This window comes from Hymenobacter sp. YC55, from assembly GCF_029433095.1.
Classification (GTDB): domain Bacteria; phylum Bacteroidota; class Bacteroidia; order Cytophagales; family Hymenobacteraceae; genus Hymenobacter.
The window spans coordinates 1-18,295 of the sequence record NZ_JARNTX010000008.1 but is presented as its reverse complement, the minus strand read 5'-3'; the positions used below and the strand labels follow the sequence as shown (position 1 = coordinate 18,295).

Here is an 18,295-nt window from a genome sequence, read left to right as displayed (position 1 = left end):
GTACCGCCGCTATGACGGGTTTTTGTACCTGTATACGCACAGATAGGTTCATAAAAAAAGGGCTACAGCTGACCCTCAAGGCACGAAACGGCGTCCGGTTGGCCCCGACCCTGTTTAAAACAATTGGGGCAATGAACGTGCCACGCTGGCGTTTTTTCAAGCCCCCCGAAAATAATATATCCCGACCCCCATTCATTCCCCACTGGCCTAACAGAAACCTGACCCCCAGGGGGCCGGGCAATACACCCTTACCGGGCAGTCTGCTTGGCCTTCCAGGCCTTGAAGCGCTTCATTTCGGTTTGCGCCTGGTCTTTGGTCCAGGTTTTGGCTTCCTCCTCGCTCACCTTATTCAGTGTGCAACGGTCCTCGCCGTTGCTCAGCCATAAGCCTACCTGGCCCTCGGGCTTGCGCATGATGCACCACTTTTTGTCGATCTGGTGAACGACAGCCTGGGCAGTAGCGCTCAGCTGGGCCTCGATGGCCCGCGCGGCCATCTCCGGAGTCAGGCGCTCCAGCGTGATTCCCTCGGGCAGGTTGTAAAACTTTTCTTTCCAGCGCAGGTAGGGTTTTTCGGCTTTGCTGATGCCGCCCTCAATGGGCATCTTCTCGTACTCCCCGACCACGCGCATTTTGTGGGTCAGCCCGTGTTCAAGGGCCGCAATGGCCTGCTCCAGCGTGACGGCTTCGGCCGTGATTCCTTCGGGCAAGTTGTAACGCTGTTCCTCGCCGGCGGGCCCGTAGCGCAGCGATGGCCCGAATTTGGTGTTGGCGGCCAGAATGGGTAGCCCCTTCCAGTTTCCTACGTTACGGGCTTTGGGCGCGGGGGGGGTGCTAGCATCGGCCGCCGCTTTTTGGGTCAGCAGGCGGGCGTCGAAGTCGCTTAGCAGCGCGGCGTAACCCAGCTGGCCCTCGGCAATCTGGTCGAGCAGTTCTTCGCACTTGGCCGTGAAATTAAAGTCCACCAACTCCGCAAAATGGGCTTTGAGGTACTTCGTGGCCGCCCGGCCCCGGTCGGTCGGCACCAGCTTGGCTTTGTCGCCGCCCAGCGTTTCGCTGCGGGCCGTTTCGGTGAGTTGCCCCACGGGCTGCCCCGTTTCCCAGCTGAGGGTTTTAGTGGGCACCTTTTTGCCGGCCACCGTGGCCACTTGCACGTACTGGCGGGCAAAGATGGTTTTGATGATGCTGGCGTAAGTGCTGGGCCGGCCAATCTGCCGCTTTTCCAGTTCACCGACCAGCGTGGCCTCGTCGAAGCGCTTGGGGGGCTTCTGCATCCGGCCGGTGGCCTGCACCCGCGCCAAGCCCAGTGCGTCGCCTTGCAGCAGCGGCGTAACCAGGGTGGCTCCCTCCGCCCCTTCAACCCCGCTCTCGTCGCTGGCTTCCTCTTCGGCTTCAGTGTACGCGGCCCGGTAGCCGAGAAATGTGAGAATCTTCACCCGGCTCTCGAAGCGGTCCCCATTTTCTTCCCCCGCGGCCTCGTTGCTGCGGCCCACCGTAATCACGGTCTGGGCGTACTGGGCCGGGCTCATCTGCGAAGCGAGCGTGCGGGTGTAAATCAGTTGGTACAACGCCTGCTCGTCGGCCGTGCTGCCTGCTTTGGTAACGTCCCAGTGCGTGGGCCGGATGGCTTCGTGACCGCCCTGTACGCCCGCTTTTTCCTTGAACTTACGGGCACAGGCGTAGGTGGCCCCGTACTGTTTCGTTATCTGCGCCAGGGCTTCCTGCGTACCCTCTTCCCCGATGTTGACGCTATCGGTGCGGATATACGTTACGTGCCCGGCCTCGAACAGCTTTTGGGCCAGTTCCGTGATTTTGGCAACCGAGAATTTCAGCTTTTTCACGCCGTCCATTTGCAGCGAACTAGTTGAATAAGCAGGCAGCGGGTTGTTGCTTACCGGCTGCTGCACGACGCTGAGCACTTGCCAGTTCTGGCCGGCTCCCGTTATCCGGGCCAGCAAGGCCCGGGCTTCTGCCTCCGTGGCCACGGATTTGCCCCCGTAGCGGGCCGGCAGCTTTTCGCCGGTCGGGGTGGTAAAGGTGGCACTCACCGGGAAAGTCAGGCCGGAACCGGCCGCAAAGCCTTCTATGGTATCCTCCAGGTCGGCCACGAGACGGACGGCTACGCTCTGCACGCGGCCCGCTGAAAAGCCGGGCGTCCCTTCCGCCGGGCGCGGCTGTGAGCGAATAAGGGTGGGTGACACCTCCCATCCCACCAGCCGGTCAATGGCCCGCCGGGCTTCCTGAGCGTCTACCAGCGCCTGGTCAAGCGTGCGCGGCTTCGAGAGCGCGGCCCGGATGGCAGGCTCGGTAATTTCCATGAACGTCACCCGCTTGGTGGTCTGCTTGTCCAGGCCCAGTACGTCGCACAAATGCGCGGATATTCCTTCTCCCTCACGGTCGGGGTCCGTGGCCAGGTAGACGTTGGCTTTGCCCACCTGAGCCACTTGCGCTTTAAGGCTGGCTACCGTCTGGACCTTATCGGTAGCGACGGCATAGCTGATCTGATAAGACTGGCTGGCCCGGTCCACGCCTAGTTCCGAGCCGGGAATGTCCCGAATGTGACCAATGCTGGCTCCTACCAGCCAGTCGGCTCCGAGGAAGCCTTTGATTTTTTGCACCTTGTTAGGGCTTTCGACAATAAGTAAATTCTTCATGGGAATGGACTATGCCCGCAGGCAGGGAAAGGATACAACCGAACCAAGGGAGGGGGCCGGAACAGACAATTTCGCCGCTCCGGCCCCCGGCCTGTTTACTAGGTGGCGGAGGCCGTTTCAAGCAGCCGACATACCACCAAACCGGAACTGGCCCAGGCGCAGCAGCCGAGGATGAACCTCAGCTCGGCCCACCACTGCTGGCCGGCCTCTTCTGGGTCGGTGCCGGTTTCCCGGAGTTCACGCCCCCGGGCGTAGAGTTTGCGCCCGTACTGGAACAAGTAGTAGCCGGCGGTGGGCAGACCGCCAATAAGCACGGCCCAGAGAAACATTTCCAACATGGCAGGAAGGATTGAGGGTGAAACAAAAACAGACGAAAGTGCCCCGGTATTTCGGTTAGAAAGCCGGGGCTACGCGCAAGTTACTACGCAGTTTCGGCTGTACCTATATAAATACAGACCCCCACCAATTATGGCGGAGGTCTGTTTCATTATCAGCAAGATACGGGGCTATTCTCCGCGTTCGCGTTCTTTCTCCTGGACCTTGTTTTGGGTCTGGTCGATGGCCCCCTGGTAGCGGGCGCTACGGTCCGTAGCCGTCTCCTGCACCTCGATGCCGGGCGAATTGCCGGCCCGGTCCAACGTGCTGTTTATCCGGTCGATGTTCGGGGTGTGAGTGTGGTAGGTCACGTTCATTTCCACGTGCCCGTGCCCATCTTTTTTCACTTCCCCGACCACGGCCCCTTCCTTGGTCAAATCGCCTTTGATGTTTTCGGCCCGGGCCACTCCCCGCTTGTCGAAATCATCCACGACGATGTTGGCTTTATTGAACTGACCTTCCCGCTCCGGCCAGTCCTGCTTGGGAATCTCGTGCGTGTTGGGCTTGATGCCCGCGTAGTGCATCGAGTGAGGTTCCTCCCGAATCATGGACGGTTGCGCCTTTTCCACGTTTTGGAGCACTTCATTGACAGCGGCTAGTTTCGGGCCCTGGGGGTCGTAGGAATAGGCTAGCGTGGCTTCCTTGTTGTCGCGGCTGGCCGGGACCACAGATTCTACGGTGGCTCCGGCGGTGACCAGGGCTCCGCGTACCAGCTCTATGCGCTCATCAGCCGTGCGGCGGCTGCTGGACTCCATGCCGATGATGCCGTGCTGCAATTCCTTTTCCCGCTGCAACTCCTTCTCCTTGGGTTTCTCGGCTTCCTGCGCCGTCACCACGGCGGCGGCCACCACCGGGGTTTCCACTACGGCGGGGGGTACGATTTTCTCGCCAGCCGCCTTTTCCTGGTCGGGCGTGCCGGCGGCGGCGGGCTTGAGCTGCTCGGTGGTTTCAAGGATCTTGCCTTCCTTCGGCGCGTCCATCACGATGGGCTTTGTTAGCTCATCGTCGCGGCGCTCGCGCAGAATCTTGTCACTAGACAGCTCGGCGCTGGTACCATTGGTGCCGGCTACGATGCCACCGGCAGCAGCGGCAGCTGCTGCGGCCGGCGTTGCCTCCGGTCCATTAAAGCCGCGCTCGTAAGCCGCTTTTTCGGCCTCCGACTGCCCGCTTTTCTGGCGGTCGGCTATGCCCCGCTGCTCGGCGGCGTAGATGGCTAAATTTTCCGGGCTGGCCGCTTCGTAGCCCTTTTTGATATCCGCCAGTTGCTCGTTGACAGCCGCGCGGATTCTATCGGCAAAGCTCAGGGCTACGGTAGGTTCGGCCAATTCATTTTCCGGTTTGGCAGCCTGCGGGTACTTCTGGGTCAGCTGTTCCCAAGCGGCCCCGTCCTGCTGCTTTTCCAGCCGGATATCCGCTTGGTACTGCTCTACGCGGCCCGCCCGGGCATCGCGGGCCTCACCGGATTCGCCCAGTAGCCGGCCCTGCTCGTCGGCCCGGTCCAGTACGGGGCTTACCTTGGCCACGGTAAGCGGGTTGTCGAGGTCGTAATACACCAGAACGGCGGGCTTGCCTTCGGTGCCTTCCATCTGGGCATCCTCCAGACGAGCCCCGGCGCGGGTTAGTTCGCGGCGCTCCTGTGGAGTGGGCTCGTTGACGAGTACCACGGCTTCAAGCCAGGGCCGGTCGCGCTCGACTACCTCGGGCTCCGCCATCTTGGAGCCGTTAACTCCCAGGATGGTTTCGCGCTGCCAGTAGCCCTCAGTGGGTACCTGCACACCATCCTGATCGGCCAGCCGGTTCAGGGTCGCCTGAATCCGGGCCAGGGCCGGGTCGCTGTTGTCGAAGCTGACGGCAATCAGGTGCATTTCCGTGCCCGTGTCTGGGCTGACGCCCAACTCTTTTACCACCGTTTCGGCCCCGGCCTCGCGCAGGGCCTCCGCCACCCGGTTAGGCCACGCCGCCGGCTGGGAGTCCTCCAAGCGCAACTCCGGGGTTTCCTGCACCGTCAGAACCAGGGTGGTTCGCTCGGCTTTCCAGCTAGCCTCCAGCGCGTCACGGTCCGGCTTTTCCAGTTGCAGCACATCGGCCAAGCGGCCTTCAAAGGCCATCCCGTTGGCCAGTTGCCCACTCATAGGGTCACTGGGTCGCACGATTTCTTCCTGGAAATACGACTTGGCGCGGGCGTCACGCTCGGCCATCTCGTTTAGCTCGTAGCGGGGCTGAGGCTCCAGCACCAAGCCTTCGGCCTTGGCCATTTCCTGCCGGCGCTCCTGCTGCGCCGGGTCCTCACCTAACAGCGGCCCGCTGATTTCGCGCTCGTAGCTGTTGTGGGGCGGGCGGGTCAGTGTGCTGTCGCGCTCGATGCGGTCCAATTCAATGCTCACTGGGCCCGTTACGCCGGGCTCGGCGGCCGGGTAGCTCACCAGTGCGGCGGGGCCGTCCGGCAAGTAGATGCGGGCCACTTTCGCGCCGGCATCTTCCAGGGCCCAAACATCTTCCAGGGCCGGGCGCTCAATGAGCAGCCGGGCCGTGGTCTGGCTGCCGTCGTGCAACTCGGCGGCCAGCGCCTTAGCGGCTTCGGGCGTGTTTTCCATCCGGCTTTCGACAGTGGCCGCCCGGGCAATGGCATTTTCGTCCTCGACGCGCACGCCGTAATCTGCTGCGGCGGGTACATTGGCGACTTCATTTATAGCCTGGTGCAAGGCAGGCAAGTTGCGGTCGTCGTGGGCGTAAACCAAACTCAGCACGCTGGTTTCGTTTTTGCCGCTGGCGTCGAGCGTGGTGTTGCGCTCCAGTTCGACCTCAACACCTGTGGCCATCAGGCGGTCTTGGATTTCCTTTACCCGGTCGGGCATATCGGCCAGGGCCACGCCGCTGGCTTCGGTCCATACGGGCTGCGTGACGTGGATGGAAGCCACGTGCAGGGTTGTACCGGCTTCCTCCAACTCCTCGTAGCGGCTGAGCGTGCCGGGGGTCGCCACGGGTGCGGGCACCTCCAGCCCTACGGCTTCGGCCGTGGCCGGGCCCTTACCCGGCTCCTGACCGGCTGGGGCTACGGCAGGCATCTCAACAACCGGCTCCACCGGGGGCGGGCCGAAGGACAGTTCCTGCTGGGTAGGCAAGTTCAAACCCGGCTGGTTTGCACCGGGCAACTCCACTACGGGGGCCGGAACCACGGCCATTTGGTCTAGCTCCGAATCAGTAAGCATTCGGTAGCTGGGCATGGGCGGCAGGGGTTGGTTTCCACCGCCGTAAAAAGCGGGCTCGGACTCCGCGTTCTGGGCCACGATGGGCTGCCCCTGGGGGCTTGCCTGAGCCCGCATTTCTTCCTCGGTAGGCAAATTCAAACCCGAATATTGCGGAGCCTGGAGCATGGCCAGCTGGGGCGAAGCGGCGGGGCTGTTTTCCTCACCGGCCGGGGCTAGTTCAGCACTAGCCAGCCGCTGCTCGTTCAGGGCCACGGTGGGCGCGAAGGTCGCCCCTTCGCGCTCAGGGCCAGTCAAGATGGCGGGGGTCAGGTTATCCTCCATCTGGCGCTTGCCTTCGCTGTTTTCTACGACCCGGAAAGCTTTTTCCAGGTTGGCTCCGTCGAGTACGGCATCCTCCAACCGAACGCCGGTCAGGTTCATGCCGCGCAAGTCCGCGCCGGTGAGGTTGGCCTCACGTAGGTCGCTGTCGCGCAAGTCGGTGGAACGCAGGTCCTGACCGGCCAAGTTGGCTCCGCGCAGGTCCATGCCGGTGGCATCAGTGTTGCGCAGGTCCTCGCCGCGCAAATCCGGCCCAAACCCGACCCAGGGCTTAACTTCCACCGTTTCCACGGCCGCGGCTACGGCCACGGCTGGTACGAGCTGCTGCTCGGCCGCCTGACTCTGGGTGGTAGCTTCCCGCTGGCTTTCACGCAGCGCGTCGCGCCGGGCCTCCAGGCTGCGCAACTCAACCAGGTTGGCTTCACGCTCCTGTTCGGCCGACAACGGAGCCCGGGGGGCTGCTTCCACGGCTACTACGGCGGCGGCTCCAACCTCGGTGCCCCGGTCCTGTCCGGCTTTGAGGTCGTACACCGTGCCGCCTTTTTCGGACACTGACCGCAGCACCTCGTTCACGGCCTCCGCCTTGGGCGATTCAGCTACGAAACTCAGCGTCACGGTGCCGCTACCGGCTGGGCGGCCGTCAAGTTGCTGTACGGCAACGACAGCGCCGGTTTCTTTTAACTCGTCGCGCAGGGTCTTTACCCCGGTGGGGCTTTTTAGCTCCTCGCTGCTCAGCGCCACGCGCTCGTACGCATCGGGCCGGGCGGCAGAGTAATCCTTCCCGGCGGGGCGCTTATAGTCCTCGCGGGCCTCGGGGCTCAGCGCGGCTAAATCTTTGCTTTCGCGGGCGCTGGTGCGGGCTAATCGCTCCAGACGCATATTGTCGGTTTCCATTACCTGGATGCCTTCGCCACGGGCAGCGGCATCCAGGGTGGCGCTGACCACGGGCAGGCGGGTATCGCTGGGACGGTACTCGACGGGAAAGGCGTATTTAGTGCCTTCAGCGCCCATTTCCGTTTTGGCCACGTGGCCCACTTTAGCACCGGCGTCGCGCAAGTCGTTCCATAACCGGGTGGTGCGCTCCTTCTCGCCGTCTACCTCCAGCACCGTAATGCTGGCCCGCAGGGTCTGCCCGGCGGCGACCATCTGGTTGGCTTCGGGCTTGCCTGGGCCTTTGAGGGCCGTGGCCCGCTCCTGGGCCTGTCCCTCGGGCTCACGCAGAGTCAAGCCTTCGGAATCCATTTTGCCGATGTTGCGCAGTACGACCGCCTGCTGCTCGCGGCTGGCTAGCGTGTCCGTGGTGCGGTAGAGCGCTTCAATGCGGGTGCCGCCTTTTTCCTCCCCCGCTGCCTCAATAGGAGCCATGGCTACCTGAAAGCCGCCTCTGGTCAGGGCAGCCTCCAACGTCGGGGCTAGGCCTGGCTTTTCGTTGGTCATATCCAGAATAATGCGGCGCTCGACGGCGTGCGGCTCGGGCTCGGCACTGATTTGCCGGGTTGCCGGGGAATTGGCTGCGTTCGCTCCAACGGTGTTGCTGTCGTTATTCAGCAATGAAGCCGTGTCGATGATGGCCGTGCTCTTGGGCCGGTCAATCGTGCGGTCCTCGGTGGGTTGACGCTCGGGTAGCTCGCGGGGCCCGGTAGGCTCCACTCCCTGCTCTTTGGCCACCAACTGGCGCGTCTGCTGAGCCAGCGGCGTTTCTACGACGCTGCCGGTGGCTACGTCTGGGGCTTGGCCCAGATCGGTCGCTACTTGGGCGCTGCGGCTGTTTACACCGTCGAGCACCACACTCACGCGGCTTATTACCTCGGGTTGGTCAAGTGGGTAACGCACGCTGATCGAGCCCTCACCCAGCTCCGGACGGGTAGCGTAGGGCGCTGCGGTTACGGTAGCTCCGGCTTCGCGTAGGCGCTCGGGCACATCGTTCTGAATGCGCTCGGGCAGGATGGCTTCGGCTTGCAAGGCCGGGGCTACGCCGCCCTGCTGGCGGAACGTCTGGGTTAGCTGCTGCCGCATTTCAGTGGCTTCGGGCCCTTCGACTACGACGGCCGCAGCGGGTAGCTTGGTCAGGGTTTGCTCGACCCCGGCCAACTGCTCCCCTTTTTGCGTGTCCACCACGACGACCAAGCCCGGCCGGTCCTGCACAGGCTCGTTGGATACCGAGGCCCCAGTGGCCCGTAGCTGGCTTTCCAGCAAGGGATTGGGGGTATCCAGGGCAATGGCCAGTGGCTGCTCATTCAGCGCCACGGTGCGGGTAATGGGGGCGGTTTCGCGCTGAGTTTCCACACCCGGCTCGATGCCGAATAACTTGGTGCCGCCCTGGCTGGTCGCGTCGCGTAAAACTTCCTGAATTTTGGATTGTTCGGCCGTCCCCTCGTGATAATTGAACGAAATGAAGGTGGCCGGCTGACCTGTGGTATTGTCGCGGTACGGGCGCGCATTTACCTCGCTGCCGGTTTCCTCAATGGCCCGCTGCACTTTTTCGGCCAGCGAAATCAGCGTAGCGCTGCCTGCGGCCAGGGTGCCAGCTGGTAAAGGTTCCGCGTCAAAAATGATTACCCCGGCTGACCGGAGCGGGCCGCTGGTGTCGCGGCCCTGCGCTTGCTGCTGCTGAGCTTCCGACTCCTGGCGCTGCTCCTCGTAGCGGCGGCGCACTTCGGCCTGCCGTTCGGCTTCGGTTTGCTGAGCTTGCTCGGCGGTGGCCCGTTCTTTAGCTTGAGCAATTTCAAAGCGGGCCGTGTCCAGCTCCGTGCCGGTCACTACGCCGTCACGGTTACTATCGGCTCGCAGAATCTCGGCCTGACTGGTGGAACCGTTCAAGTTAATATCAGCGGCTATTGCGCCGGGCGCGGCGGCTTGTTGCTCCTTGGTCTGACTGTTTTCAAAACGCGCTGTGTCCAGTTCGGTGCCCGATACCAGGCCGTCGCGGTTGCGGTCGGCGCGGATAATTTCGGCCGCGCTCGTCGAACCACTCAGGTCGATATCGGCGGCAATAACCGGGGTAGCGATACGCTGCTCCGGCGCGTACTGCTCGGCAGCCTGCTGGCGCGTTTCGCGGTAAGCAGAGTCCTCGAACACGCCAACCGGGCCAGCTTCGGCACCGACGTTGGCGGTGCGGGCCTTGGCCGCGCTGTCGATTTCGTCCAGCACCCCGCTCACGCGGGCTACCACCTCGGGTTGGTCGAGTGGGTAGGCAATGGACTGGGTACCGGCCGGGGCCAGCTCTGTTACTGGGCGCTCAATCAGGGTAGCGCCGGCTTCTACTAGGCGTTGCGTGAAGGCTTCCTCAGTTCCGGGATAGCCTACGGCGGCCGTCGCAGAGCCAGGGTAGCCCAGCTTCGCGTAGTTTTTATCCGGGTCGGGGTTGAAGCGCTCAAGCACATCAATTATTTCCGGGGTGGGTACGGCGGCCGCTTCTACGGTGCGTTCCGGCTGCCGCAAGGTCAGCTGCTCGCGGGCCTCACGGTCCCAGCGGGTTTCGCCCGTTAGTTCAACCTGCTCCAGTATCCGGCTGACGTTGGCCACCACTTCGGGTTGGTCTAATGGGAAGCCTATGCGCACCTGCAAGGGGGCATTCACTTCTTTGGCGGCTTCGGATTGGAACAGTTGTTCTACGCTGGCTCCGGCTTTGGTGAGGCGCTCCTCCACTCCGGCCTCGGGCTGGTTGGCTAGTACGAAAGCTGTAAGGGCCGGGGGCTGGGTGTTGGCACCTCGCTCGGGGTCGTAATAGGCAGCTACTCCCTGCTGACGGTCGGTTACCGTAGCCTCCGATTGCAGCACGGTGAGGGGCGCTACGTTCTCTTTTTCGTGCAGCTGAACGACGTGCTCCAGTGCCGCAGCCTGCAAGGCGTTGCTACGGTCCAGCACTACTACGAAACCGGGTTCATTGTTAACCTGGGTGGGCAATACGTTTAAATCGGCGGCCTGCAACCGGGCTTCGAGCACGGGGCTGGCTTCTGGGCTGGTTTGGAGCGCAACCGGCGCGTAATCCAGGGTCAGGCCTAAGTGAAAGCGGGACTGGGCCCGGCCTTCCGCAGCGGGTTCAATGCCCGCGGCATCTACGCGGCCGGGGGCGTTGGCCTGCACGTCAGCTACGATTTGCTGCGCTGACAGACCCTGTGGTGAATTGGGAACGTACTCAAATTCCAAGTACGTCTTTGCTAGGGTGCCGGTAGCACCAGGGACCGGCGAGGTAGCCACCTGCAAACCGGATTCCTCTAGGGCGCTACGAACCTCCTGGGCCAGCGAGCGGAAACGGTCGTCCGGGGGCTGCACGCCGGCTGGTAGGGGCTCGGCGTCGCTCACGCGCAGCTGGGCCCGCTCCAGGGCCACTTCGGGCACTATGGCGGCCGCTACGGGCGCTATCACTGGGGCCACTTCCGGGGCTACCGTAAAGCCGGCTTCGCGGCGAGCGGCCTCCAGTTGGGCATCGGCCCGACCTTGCAGAATATCCTGGTTGTAGTCTTTACCGTTGGCCTTTTCCACTACGAAGTAGTTTTCGGGGGTACGGGCGGCCTCGGGCATATACTGCTCCCGGTCCCGGCGCAATTCGCGGGCAAGGTCTATCAACTCAGGTGCCTGAGCCGGGTTTACCCGTATAACAACTTCCGTCTGGCCGGGGGCATTACGCCGCATATTCAGACCTATGCCGTTCGTTACTTCCGGCTCCTCCGAAGGAAGGCCCCGGGCTTCGGCCTTGTTGCGGAGTTCTTCCACAAACTTGCGGCCCTCACGAATGCTGCCCGCGGTATCCCGCTCGACCGTTCCGCCGTCCGGCCCGTTTAGCCCGGAGCCTGGTAACGGTGGAACATCGTTGCGCAGCGTGATAGTCATGGTGAGGAGCTTGTCCTCCCCTTTCTTACCATTATCACCGGCAATCCAAGTGGTGCGCTCCCGGGCCTGGGCTGCGTCCTGCTGCTGCTCGGGGCTCAGGCCCGTTAGGGGCGGGCGCAAGTCATTTAAGTACCGAATGTTGAAGGCTTGCCCGGCCGCGTCGTTGTCGTTGGTGAGAATAACCTGCTTGGGCTGCTCCCGGTCAATGATGGCCTGAATAATAGCTTTCTGCTCAATGGAGGGAGTACCGCCGGTGGCTACGTAGCGAGAATTGGGTAGTTCCTGGCCGCTTGCAGTGGCGGCTTCCTTCTCTTTCTGGAACTTGCTCATCATGTCGATGGGCGACTCGCCAATATTCATGCGCTCGGTCGGGACGCCTCGGCCCGCTGTCAGGTCGCTGCTCCACACGCCGTTTTTGGCCCCGAACGCATCGCCGGGGGCCTTCATCATCATTTTGAAGGAGTCGGTTTCGCCTTCGGGGGCACGGTTGCGTAGCTCATAGCTCTGAATGCCCTTTTCATTGTAGAAGGGAAAGCCCACGTTGTGTTGCGGCGTACCCAGCCGCTCCTGACGCTCGGGGTGCTGGTCAGTGAATATGCGGTTTTTGAACGCTGGGTCGCTGACTGTATCCTTGGTCAGGCCGCGCTCCAGTAAGTAGGAATTGTCGGTGAGTACCAACGGCGGTTGGCCCACGCCCCCACGGTTGCCGGTGGTTTCGTTCACCATCGCGGCGCGGCGCTCGGAAGCCGGTAGCGACTCATAGCGCGCATCGGCGGCCCCGGGAGCCTTCTGAACCTGCTGGGCCGCGTACTTCTCGTAGTCGAGGGCAGCCTTTGCTCCGGGCACCATTTCCTGGAGCATCCCCTTTACCTGACCCAAATTGCTGTCGGGATGGCGGTGCTGCAAGAAATCCACTACCGACCCTGAATCGCGGTTGTCGTTGTGGTTGTGGTACATATGATACCCTTCGGGGGCCATTTTAACGGTGATGCGGTCGCCTCCACCACTGGCTTCGTTGCGGAGCGTGAAGCCTCCATCGCGGGTTCTGTCGCTAAGGGTATAACCGTAGCGCTCGGTGGCCAAGGCCCCTAAGTCAACGCCACGTTTAAGTTCAGCCAGTCTTTCGGCTTCCTCGGGGGAGCGGAAACGGTCAATTTTTGCCATTGGGAAAGGGGAAAAACGGTATGAGGAGAAAAAGGCAGTGGGGAAGTGCGTATATAGGCACACAGGCGGGCGTAGCAAGGCCCAAAAAACCCTCGGTTGATCCCAATATAAGCGCGTGTTCCGGGTGGGCAATGCTTGTGTGCATATAAGCACGTAGATTTGTAAAAGCCTGCGCGCTCGCCCCGTCCCTGTCCAATTTTTTTCTTTTCCTATTGGCTATGCTTTCCACTCTTACTTTCAACCAGCTGGTAGTTCCACTTATACTGGCTTGCTTTTTCACTCTGGCGGGCCTGGCCTTCTGGATTAAAGTGCGTAAAGAGACACAAAAGGCCGCTCAGCTGGCGCGGCTGGCGGAGCTAAAACCACCTAAAAAAGGGCAAAACCATCGTTCTTTGCGGCCTCGTCAGTATTACCTGACGCGCAACATGGCTAAGCCTACAGTTGAAGAAGAACACCTGCTGAAAGTCTACATCAAGCTCCATCCCGAAGAAGCCCGTTCGCCGCACAGACGTTAAAAAATAATTTTCACGGGTTATTGAAAATTAGCCGCTTCACCTATATTTGCGAAGGGCGCAGGGTTTTTTCAGCCATATCTACTACAATCCGAACTAGTTGGAACGTCGTAGTTTATTTTGATTACCACTGTGCGTATATACGAACAAGATTGCCATCTTTCTTTTTTTCTTCCCATTTTTCAACCCCCTTTTATGAAAAGCTCTTTTAGCAATTCTGCCCGTCGTATCGGGCAAAAAACCAAGGCTTTGGTGGCACGCCACATCGGCCTGGGCATGGCATCTTTCGCTACTCCCGGTGCTCAATTGAGCAAGTGGGATCAGCGCATTTTTACCGCCCTGTTTTTGAGCGCCGCAGTGGCTCACACTTCCACTGCTCAGAGCGTGGCTACCACCCAGGCGGCAGTTACTTCCTTGAAGTCGCTGGTGTTCACTGTAGCGCAGGGCATCTTCGCCGTGTTCCTCGTAATCGCCCTGGTCAAAGTGGCCAAAAAATTTATGGGCGGCGAGCCCGACGCAATGACCTCGCTCATGTGGCTAGTGGGCGGCGTCCTCATTTTCTTCGGCTTCTCGGCTCTGAAAACCTCGCTCGTGGGCGGTGGTGCAGCTGGTGGTGGCACGGCCGACGGCCTGCTTGGCCAATAGAAATTCTCGCGTGCGTGAATACGAACGGGACGGCAGCAGTGCCGTCCCGTTTTTTTTGCCTTTCACTTTAAGAATTTACTCCTACCTTGTACCTATATGCGCACATACAAAAGTATCGAACAGCCCTCCCAGGTGCTGGGAATCGACATTAACAACCTTTTTATAGTGATGGGCTTCATTATCGTGGGTGCCATTTTGGTGGGCCTGCTCGGCATGGTCATGGACCTACACTGGATTGTGTACGTGCTGCTTATTGTCGTTTCGGTGGGCCTGTTTCTGATGTTCAAATACTTGGCTAAGCATCGCCCCCCGGGTTTTGCAATGGGCTTCGTCAGCTACCACCTCCGCCAGCCCAAGCGGCTCTCGCTGGGTTTGCCCCGCAATGTCAAAGCCAAAGCCAAGCTGGCCGCCGCAGCCACCAAGGCTAGCAAGACCACTAGGGCCACTAAGACCACGAAGGCCACCAAGAAAAAGTAGCGTTCCCTCCGGGCTCCGTTGGTGCCCGTCACTTTCATAGTCCCTATCCCCATGCTAAAAAGTAAAGCCGGCAAAATGGCCTCCCTCCACGACGCTTTCCCCGTCTATTCTTATGAGGAAAACAAAGTCATTTTCAAGGACGGCCGCGTAGCGGTCGGTTTCAAGGTTGAAGCCGCCGAAATGGAGCGCTGGGACCAGGACGACTTTGCCTCCGCTTGGGTTGGTTTCCAGACCGCCCTTAAAAACCTGCCCGTAGGCTGCGTGGTGCAAAAGACGGACGTGTATTACGACCGCCCCTATGTTCACCCGCCCTCACCCGGTCAGTATTTCACCCAGCGAATGGGCGACTACTTCGGCAACCGGCTGGTGCTTTACTACAATGGCTATATCTTCTTGAGCTTTGCCCCGTTGCCGGTCAAAAAGGACGGCAACCTGAACACCAACACCAAGCTTAAAACACCGCGCCCTACTTCCGGCCTCAACGCCCTAATCAACAAGGCCGAAGATGCGCTGCCGGACAGCGTTTTTGCGTCCGTTTCGGCCTCTCTGGCCGAAGCTGAGCGCTACGCTTCCGAGTTTATGGAAGCGCTGCGGGCCCTTCCCGACGTGCGCCTCACCCGGATGGACGAAAATCAGATACGGTTGCTCTACCTGCAATTCATGAATCTGGAGTTTGATTCGCAACCGCAGCATTACGAGCGCGAAATGCTCAACGATACCGGCACGATTGCCGTGGGTGAGCAGAAACTGTCCTGCATCAGCATGGTTGGCCAGGGTTCCGAAGTTCATCCTTGCGTCACCAACTCTTATGGCGTGGTGTCGCCAATGGTGTATCCGCTCACCAACTTTTTGCTGGTGCCCCATATTTTTACGCAGTCCATTCAGATTCAGGACACCAAAGCCGCGCTAGCCGACCTCGACCTCGACCGCCGGCTGAACAAGGGCCTGAGCAAATTCGCCACCCAGGACAACGAAATCCGCATGGCGGAGATTGAGTTGTTTTCGGCCGAAGTACGGGCCGAAGGCAAGCAGCTCTGTTTGCTGCACGCCTCGGTGTTGGTATGGGAAACGTCCGATAAGCTGCGCAAGCAAAACATTGAACTGGCCAGCTCTGCTCTGCGCTCGCTCTATTCCTCGGAAGCGGCGGTGGAAAGCTGGCTTACGCTGCCGCTTTTCTTCGGCTCGCTGCCGGGCAATGGCTATCAGGTGCCTGACCGCTGGATTCCAACGACAACTGACCGGGCGGCCTGTTACTTCCACTGGACGCAATCCTACCGCAGCACCCGCACCGGCGAGTACGTCTGTGACCGTTTCCGCAACCTGAAACGAGTCAACCTTTTTGATATGTCCCAGGACAACCAAAACTCGTTGACCATCGGCCCTTCGGGTTCGGGTAAGTCGTACACGATGGGCAACTTCATCATTCAGCGGTTCGAGAACAAGGCGCGGCAGATCATTATCGACGTGGGCGGCTCCTACCGCAACGTGTGCCAGGCGCTCACGGGCAATGATTTCATTAACACGTACTTCGAGTACGACCCGCAGAACCCGATTGAATTTAACCCTTTCTTCTTGCCGCGCAATCCAGTCAATCAGCACTGGTTGTACCCCGACGAAAAGGTGACGTTTCACCTCTCGCTACTGGGCACCCTCTGGAAGGCCGCCGGAACCCTGTCGCGCTCGGAAACCGTGGTGTTGGCGCGTTACCTCAAGGATTACTACGCCTACCTCAATGCCAAGGACTCGATTGGCCACCGCGACGAGGAGTTTCCTGGCATGGACTCCTTTTACCAGTACGTGCGGGCAGCCCACGAGCTGCTGCTGCGTCCGGTCGAGCAACTGGACGTAGCCCAAAAGGAAGATTCCGAATTCCTGATTAACCGCGAGCAATACCTAAAGGATATTGCCTACGTGCAGATGAACGAGTTCTTCCTTATCGTGGGAGAATACGCCGCGGGCGGCCGGTACGAGAAAGTGCTGAACGCCAAGCGTGACGTGGATTTGAGCGAGTACCCGCTTATCTGCTTCGACATGGCCCGGGTTAAAGGCGACCCAACGCTTTACCCGGTAGTAGCCATGCTCATCACCGAGTTGAGCCTGGATTTGTTCCGCCGCTTCCCCGACGACGTGAAGTACATTCTCATGGACGAAGCCTGGAGTATGCTCTCGGGCACCTTGCAGGACTTCATCGAGAATATGTACCGCACCATCCGAAAAACGAAAGGGTCGATAGGGATAATCACCCAAGGAATCACCGAGATTTTGGCCTCGCCCATCGGCACGGCGCTGATTGACAACTCGGCCACCAAAATCATCCTGCGCCACAGCTCGGATTCCACCCGCGAGCGGTTGCAGAACCCGTTGGGCTTCACGCCCCAGGATATGGCCCTTATCGGCTCTATCCGCAGCGGCACCGACTACCGCGAGTTCTTTATCAAGCAGGGGCAGACCGCCACCATATTCGCCCTCGAAGCCTCGCCTCAGTTGAACGCCATCCTCTCTTCGCGGCCGGATGAGCGCAACTACCTCAACAAGCTCATCAAGCATTATCAGCGGGCCCGTCCCCAGGCCGTGCTTGACCACCGGGGGCAGCCTAAGCTGGACCCCGTGACCCATCTGCCTCTGTACACGACCGTGTACGAGCAGCAGCTCCAGTTTGCCGTGGACGCCTTCGTGGAGTCGGGCGGCAAAGAGGCAGCCCCCGTGCTGGAAAGCGTGGGCCAGTAAGTCCGGCCCCGCAACAGTGGGGAGGCTGGCCTCCCCTTCACCTTTTTGCTTTTCGTCTCATGGGTTCCTATATTATGTATCTGCCTTCCCTTCGCCGCGCCCTGGGCGGCTCCCCCGTGTTCCGGGGTTTGCTGCTGGCCGGGGTGCTGTTGCTGCTGGCTCAAACGTCAGCCCTGGCTCAGGGGGCCGGGGCGACGCCCGCCGCCACCATGAGCACAGTCAAGACCTTTGCCGTGGTGTTTTTACGGGGTCTGATGGCTATCGGCCTCATCATTGCCCTGCTTAAAGTCGCCAAAAACTTCCTCAGTGGCAGTCCTGAGTCGGTCACCTCCTTTTTATGGCTGGTCGGGGGGCTGGTGATATTTTTCGGCTGGGGTTACTTTTTCCGCGACACCCTGGGCACGTGGTCGGCTCCGTCCGCCACGCTGGGCAACATCGGCAACAGCAACCTCAACCAGGCCGTTTCCAGCGGGGCTTACCAGATGGCGCAGCGCGTGCTTGACACGATGCTGACGTATGTGGCCCCGTTGTTCGTCTTTACCACCATCGCGCTGACCGTAGTGCGGGGCTTTATCAGTTCGGGCACCGTGCAATTTGAGCTGGGCCCGATCTTCCGCGTGATGTTCCTCTACATCGCCCTGCTTAGCTACAACGTGCTGGTGCCGCAGGTGGGTAACCTCATCGGGGGGGTGGCCCAACTCATCAACGATAGCAGCCAGAACACGTCGGCCTACACTGTCCTCAAGCAGATGCGCGACGCTGCCGCCGAGCAGGCTTCTCCAACCGGTACGGTGGGCCCTAATCCCAGCCAGACGGGCGGCGGCACGCAGGACGGGGCTTCTTTGATGGGCGGGCTAGCTACGTCCATTAGCACGGCCTTTGCCGATATGCAGGCGGCGTTTTCGCCCCAAAAGATTCTGCTCGGATTAGCCACCGACTTTATGACGGGCATGATACAGGCCATCATGGAGTTTATCCAGTCCTTTCTGCTGGCTTTTCTCTACGTATCGGGGCCCATCGCTATTGCCTTCTCCTTTATTCCGGGGTTCGGGGGAGTGGCTAAAAGCTGGCTACAATCACTTATCGGCATTCATATGTGGAGCATTGCCTTTCAGGTGATTGCCGGCCTATTCGTGTTTTACCAGGCCCACGAGGCCGCGCAATCCACCAGCAGCGGGGCCAACATGCTAATGAACATGACGGGCATCGCCCAAACCAAGTTTGCCGTGGCCTGCATCGTGTTCATCATTATGTACATCATGGTGCCGTACATGAGCAGTTTAATTGTCGGTTCCAGCGCGGCGGATAGTTTCGTCAGCTCGGCCTTGCGCATCGGGGCTGCCGTGGCCTCGGGCGGCGCGGCGGCCGGCGGCGCGGCGCTGGG

Annotated in this window: 8 protein-coding genes; 5 read left to right on the top strand and 3 right to left on the bottom strand. The window is 60.6% G+C overall.

Annotation, left to right across the window (positions count from 1 at the left end; translation table 11 throughout):
* Nucleotides 1-248: 248 nt before the first annotated feature.
* From P1X16_RS27880 to P1X16_RS27870, 3 genes are all read right to left on the bottom strand, one after another.
* Nucleotides 249-2,651: a DNA topoisomerase gene (locus P1X16_RS27880; protein WP_277235936.1), complete on the bottom strand. Its 2,403-nt coding sequence runs from the start codon at nucleotides 2,649-2,651 to the stop codon at nucleotides 249-251.
* A 98-nt stretch (nucleotides 2,652-2,749) separates the two neighbouring features.
* Nucleotides 2,750-2,989 carry a hypothetical protein gene (locus P1X16_RS27875; protein ID WP_277235934.1) on the bottom strand — a complete coding sequence of 80 codons (240 nt, stop codon included), beginning with the start codon at nucleotides 2,987-2,989 and terminating at the stop codon, nucleotides 2,750-2,752.
* A gap of 168 nt (nucleotides 2,990-3,157) precedes the next feature.
* A complete protein-coding gene (locus P1X16_RS27870; protein WP_277235932.1) occupies nucleotides 3,158-12,550 on the bottom strand; it encodes a pentapeptide repeat-containing protein in 9,393 nt (3,130 codons plus the stop codon).
* 218 nt (nucleotides 12,551-12,768) lie between these two features.
* Here P1X16_RS27870 and P1X16_RS27865 point away from each other — a divergent pair, with 218 nt between their 5' ends.
* The 5 genes from P1X16_RS27865 to P1X16_RS27845 all read left to right on the top strand — a co-directional run.
* Nucleotides 12,769-13,065, top strand: coding sequence for a hypothetical protein (locus P1X16_RS27865; protein ID WP_277235931.1), 297 nt, complete (start codon nucleotides 12,769-12,771; stop codon nucleotides 13,063-13,065).
* Nucleotides 13,066-13,257: 192 nt separating this feature from the next.
* Nucleotides 13,258-13,707, top strand: coding sequence for a hypothetical protein (locus P1X16_RS27860; RefSeq protein ID WP_277235929.1), 450 nt, complete (start codon nucleotides 13,258-13,260; stop codon nucleotides 13,705-13,707).
* Nucleotides 13,708-13,803: 96 nt separating this feature from the next.
* Nucleotides 13,804-14,184 carry a hypothetical protein gene (locus P1X16_RS27855; protein ID WP_277235928.1) on the top strand — a complete coding sequence of 127 codons (381 nt, stop codon included), beginning with the start codon at nucleotides 13,804-13,806 and terminating at the stop codon, nucleotides 14,182-14,184.
* A gap of 51 nt (nucleotides 14,185-14,235) precedes the next feature.
* On the top strand, nucleotides 14,236-16,911 hold the full coding sequence (locus P1X16_RS27850) for a hypothetical protein (RefSeq protein ID WP_277235925.1): 2,676 nt from the start codon (nucleotides 14,236-14,238) through the stop codon (nucleotides 16,909-16,911).
* A 59-nt stretch (nucleotides 16,912-16,970) separates the two neighbouring features.
* The coding region (locus P1X16_RS27845) for a hypothetical protein (RefSeq protein ID WP_277235924.1) at nucleotides 16,971-18,295 on the top strand (1,325 nt) is incomplete at its 3' end.

What these genes read in the sequence shown, in the direction of transcription:
- P1X16_RS27880 (WP_277235936.1), bottom strand. Translation starts at nt 2,651, where the DNA reads ATGAAGAATTTACTTATTGTCGAAAGCCCTAACAAGGTGCAAAAAATC.
- P1X16_RS27875 (WP_277235934.1), bottom strand. Translation starts at nt 2,989, where the DNA reads ATGTTGGAAATGTTTCTCTGGGCCGTGCTTATTGGCGGTCTGCCCACC.
- P1X16_RS27870 (WP_277235932.1), bottom strand. Translation starts at nt 12,550, where the DNA reads ATGGCAAAAATTGACCGTTTCCGCTCCCCCGAGGAAGCCGAAAGACTG.
- P1X16_RS27865 (WP_277235931.1), top strand. Translation starts at nt 12,769, where the DNA reads ATGCTTTCCACTCTTACTTTCAACCAGCTGGTAGTTCCACTTATACTG.
- P1X16_RS27860 (WP_277235929.1), top strand. Translation starts at nt 13,258, where the DNA reads ATGAAAAGCTCTTTTAGCAATTCTGCCCGTCGTATCGGGCAAAAAACC.
- P1X16_RS27855 (WP_277235928.1), top strand. Translation starts at nt 13,804, where the DNA reads ATGCGCACATACAAAAGTATCGAACAGCCCTCCCAGGTGCTGGGAATC.
- P1X16_RS27850 (WP_277235925.1), top strand. Translation starts at nt 14,236, where the DNA reads ATGCTAAAAAGTAAAGCCGGCAAAATGGCCTCCCTCCACGACGCTTTC.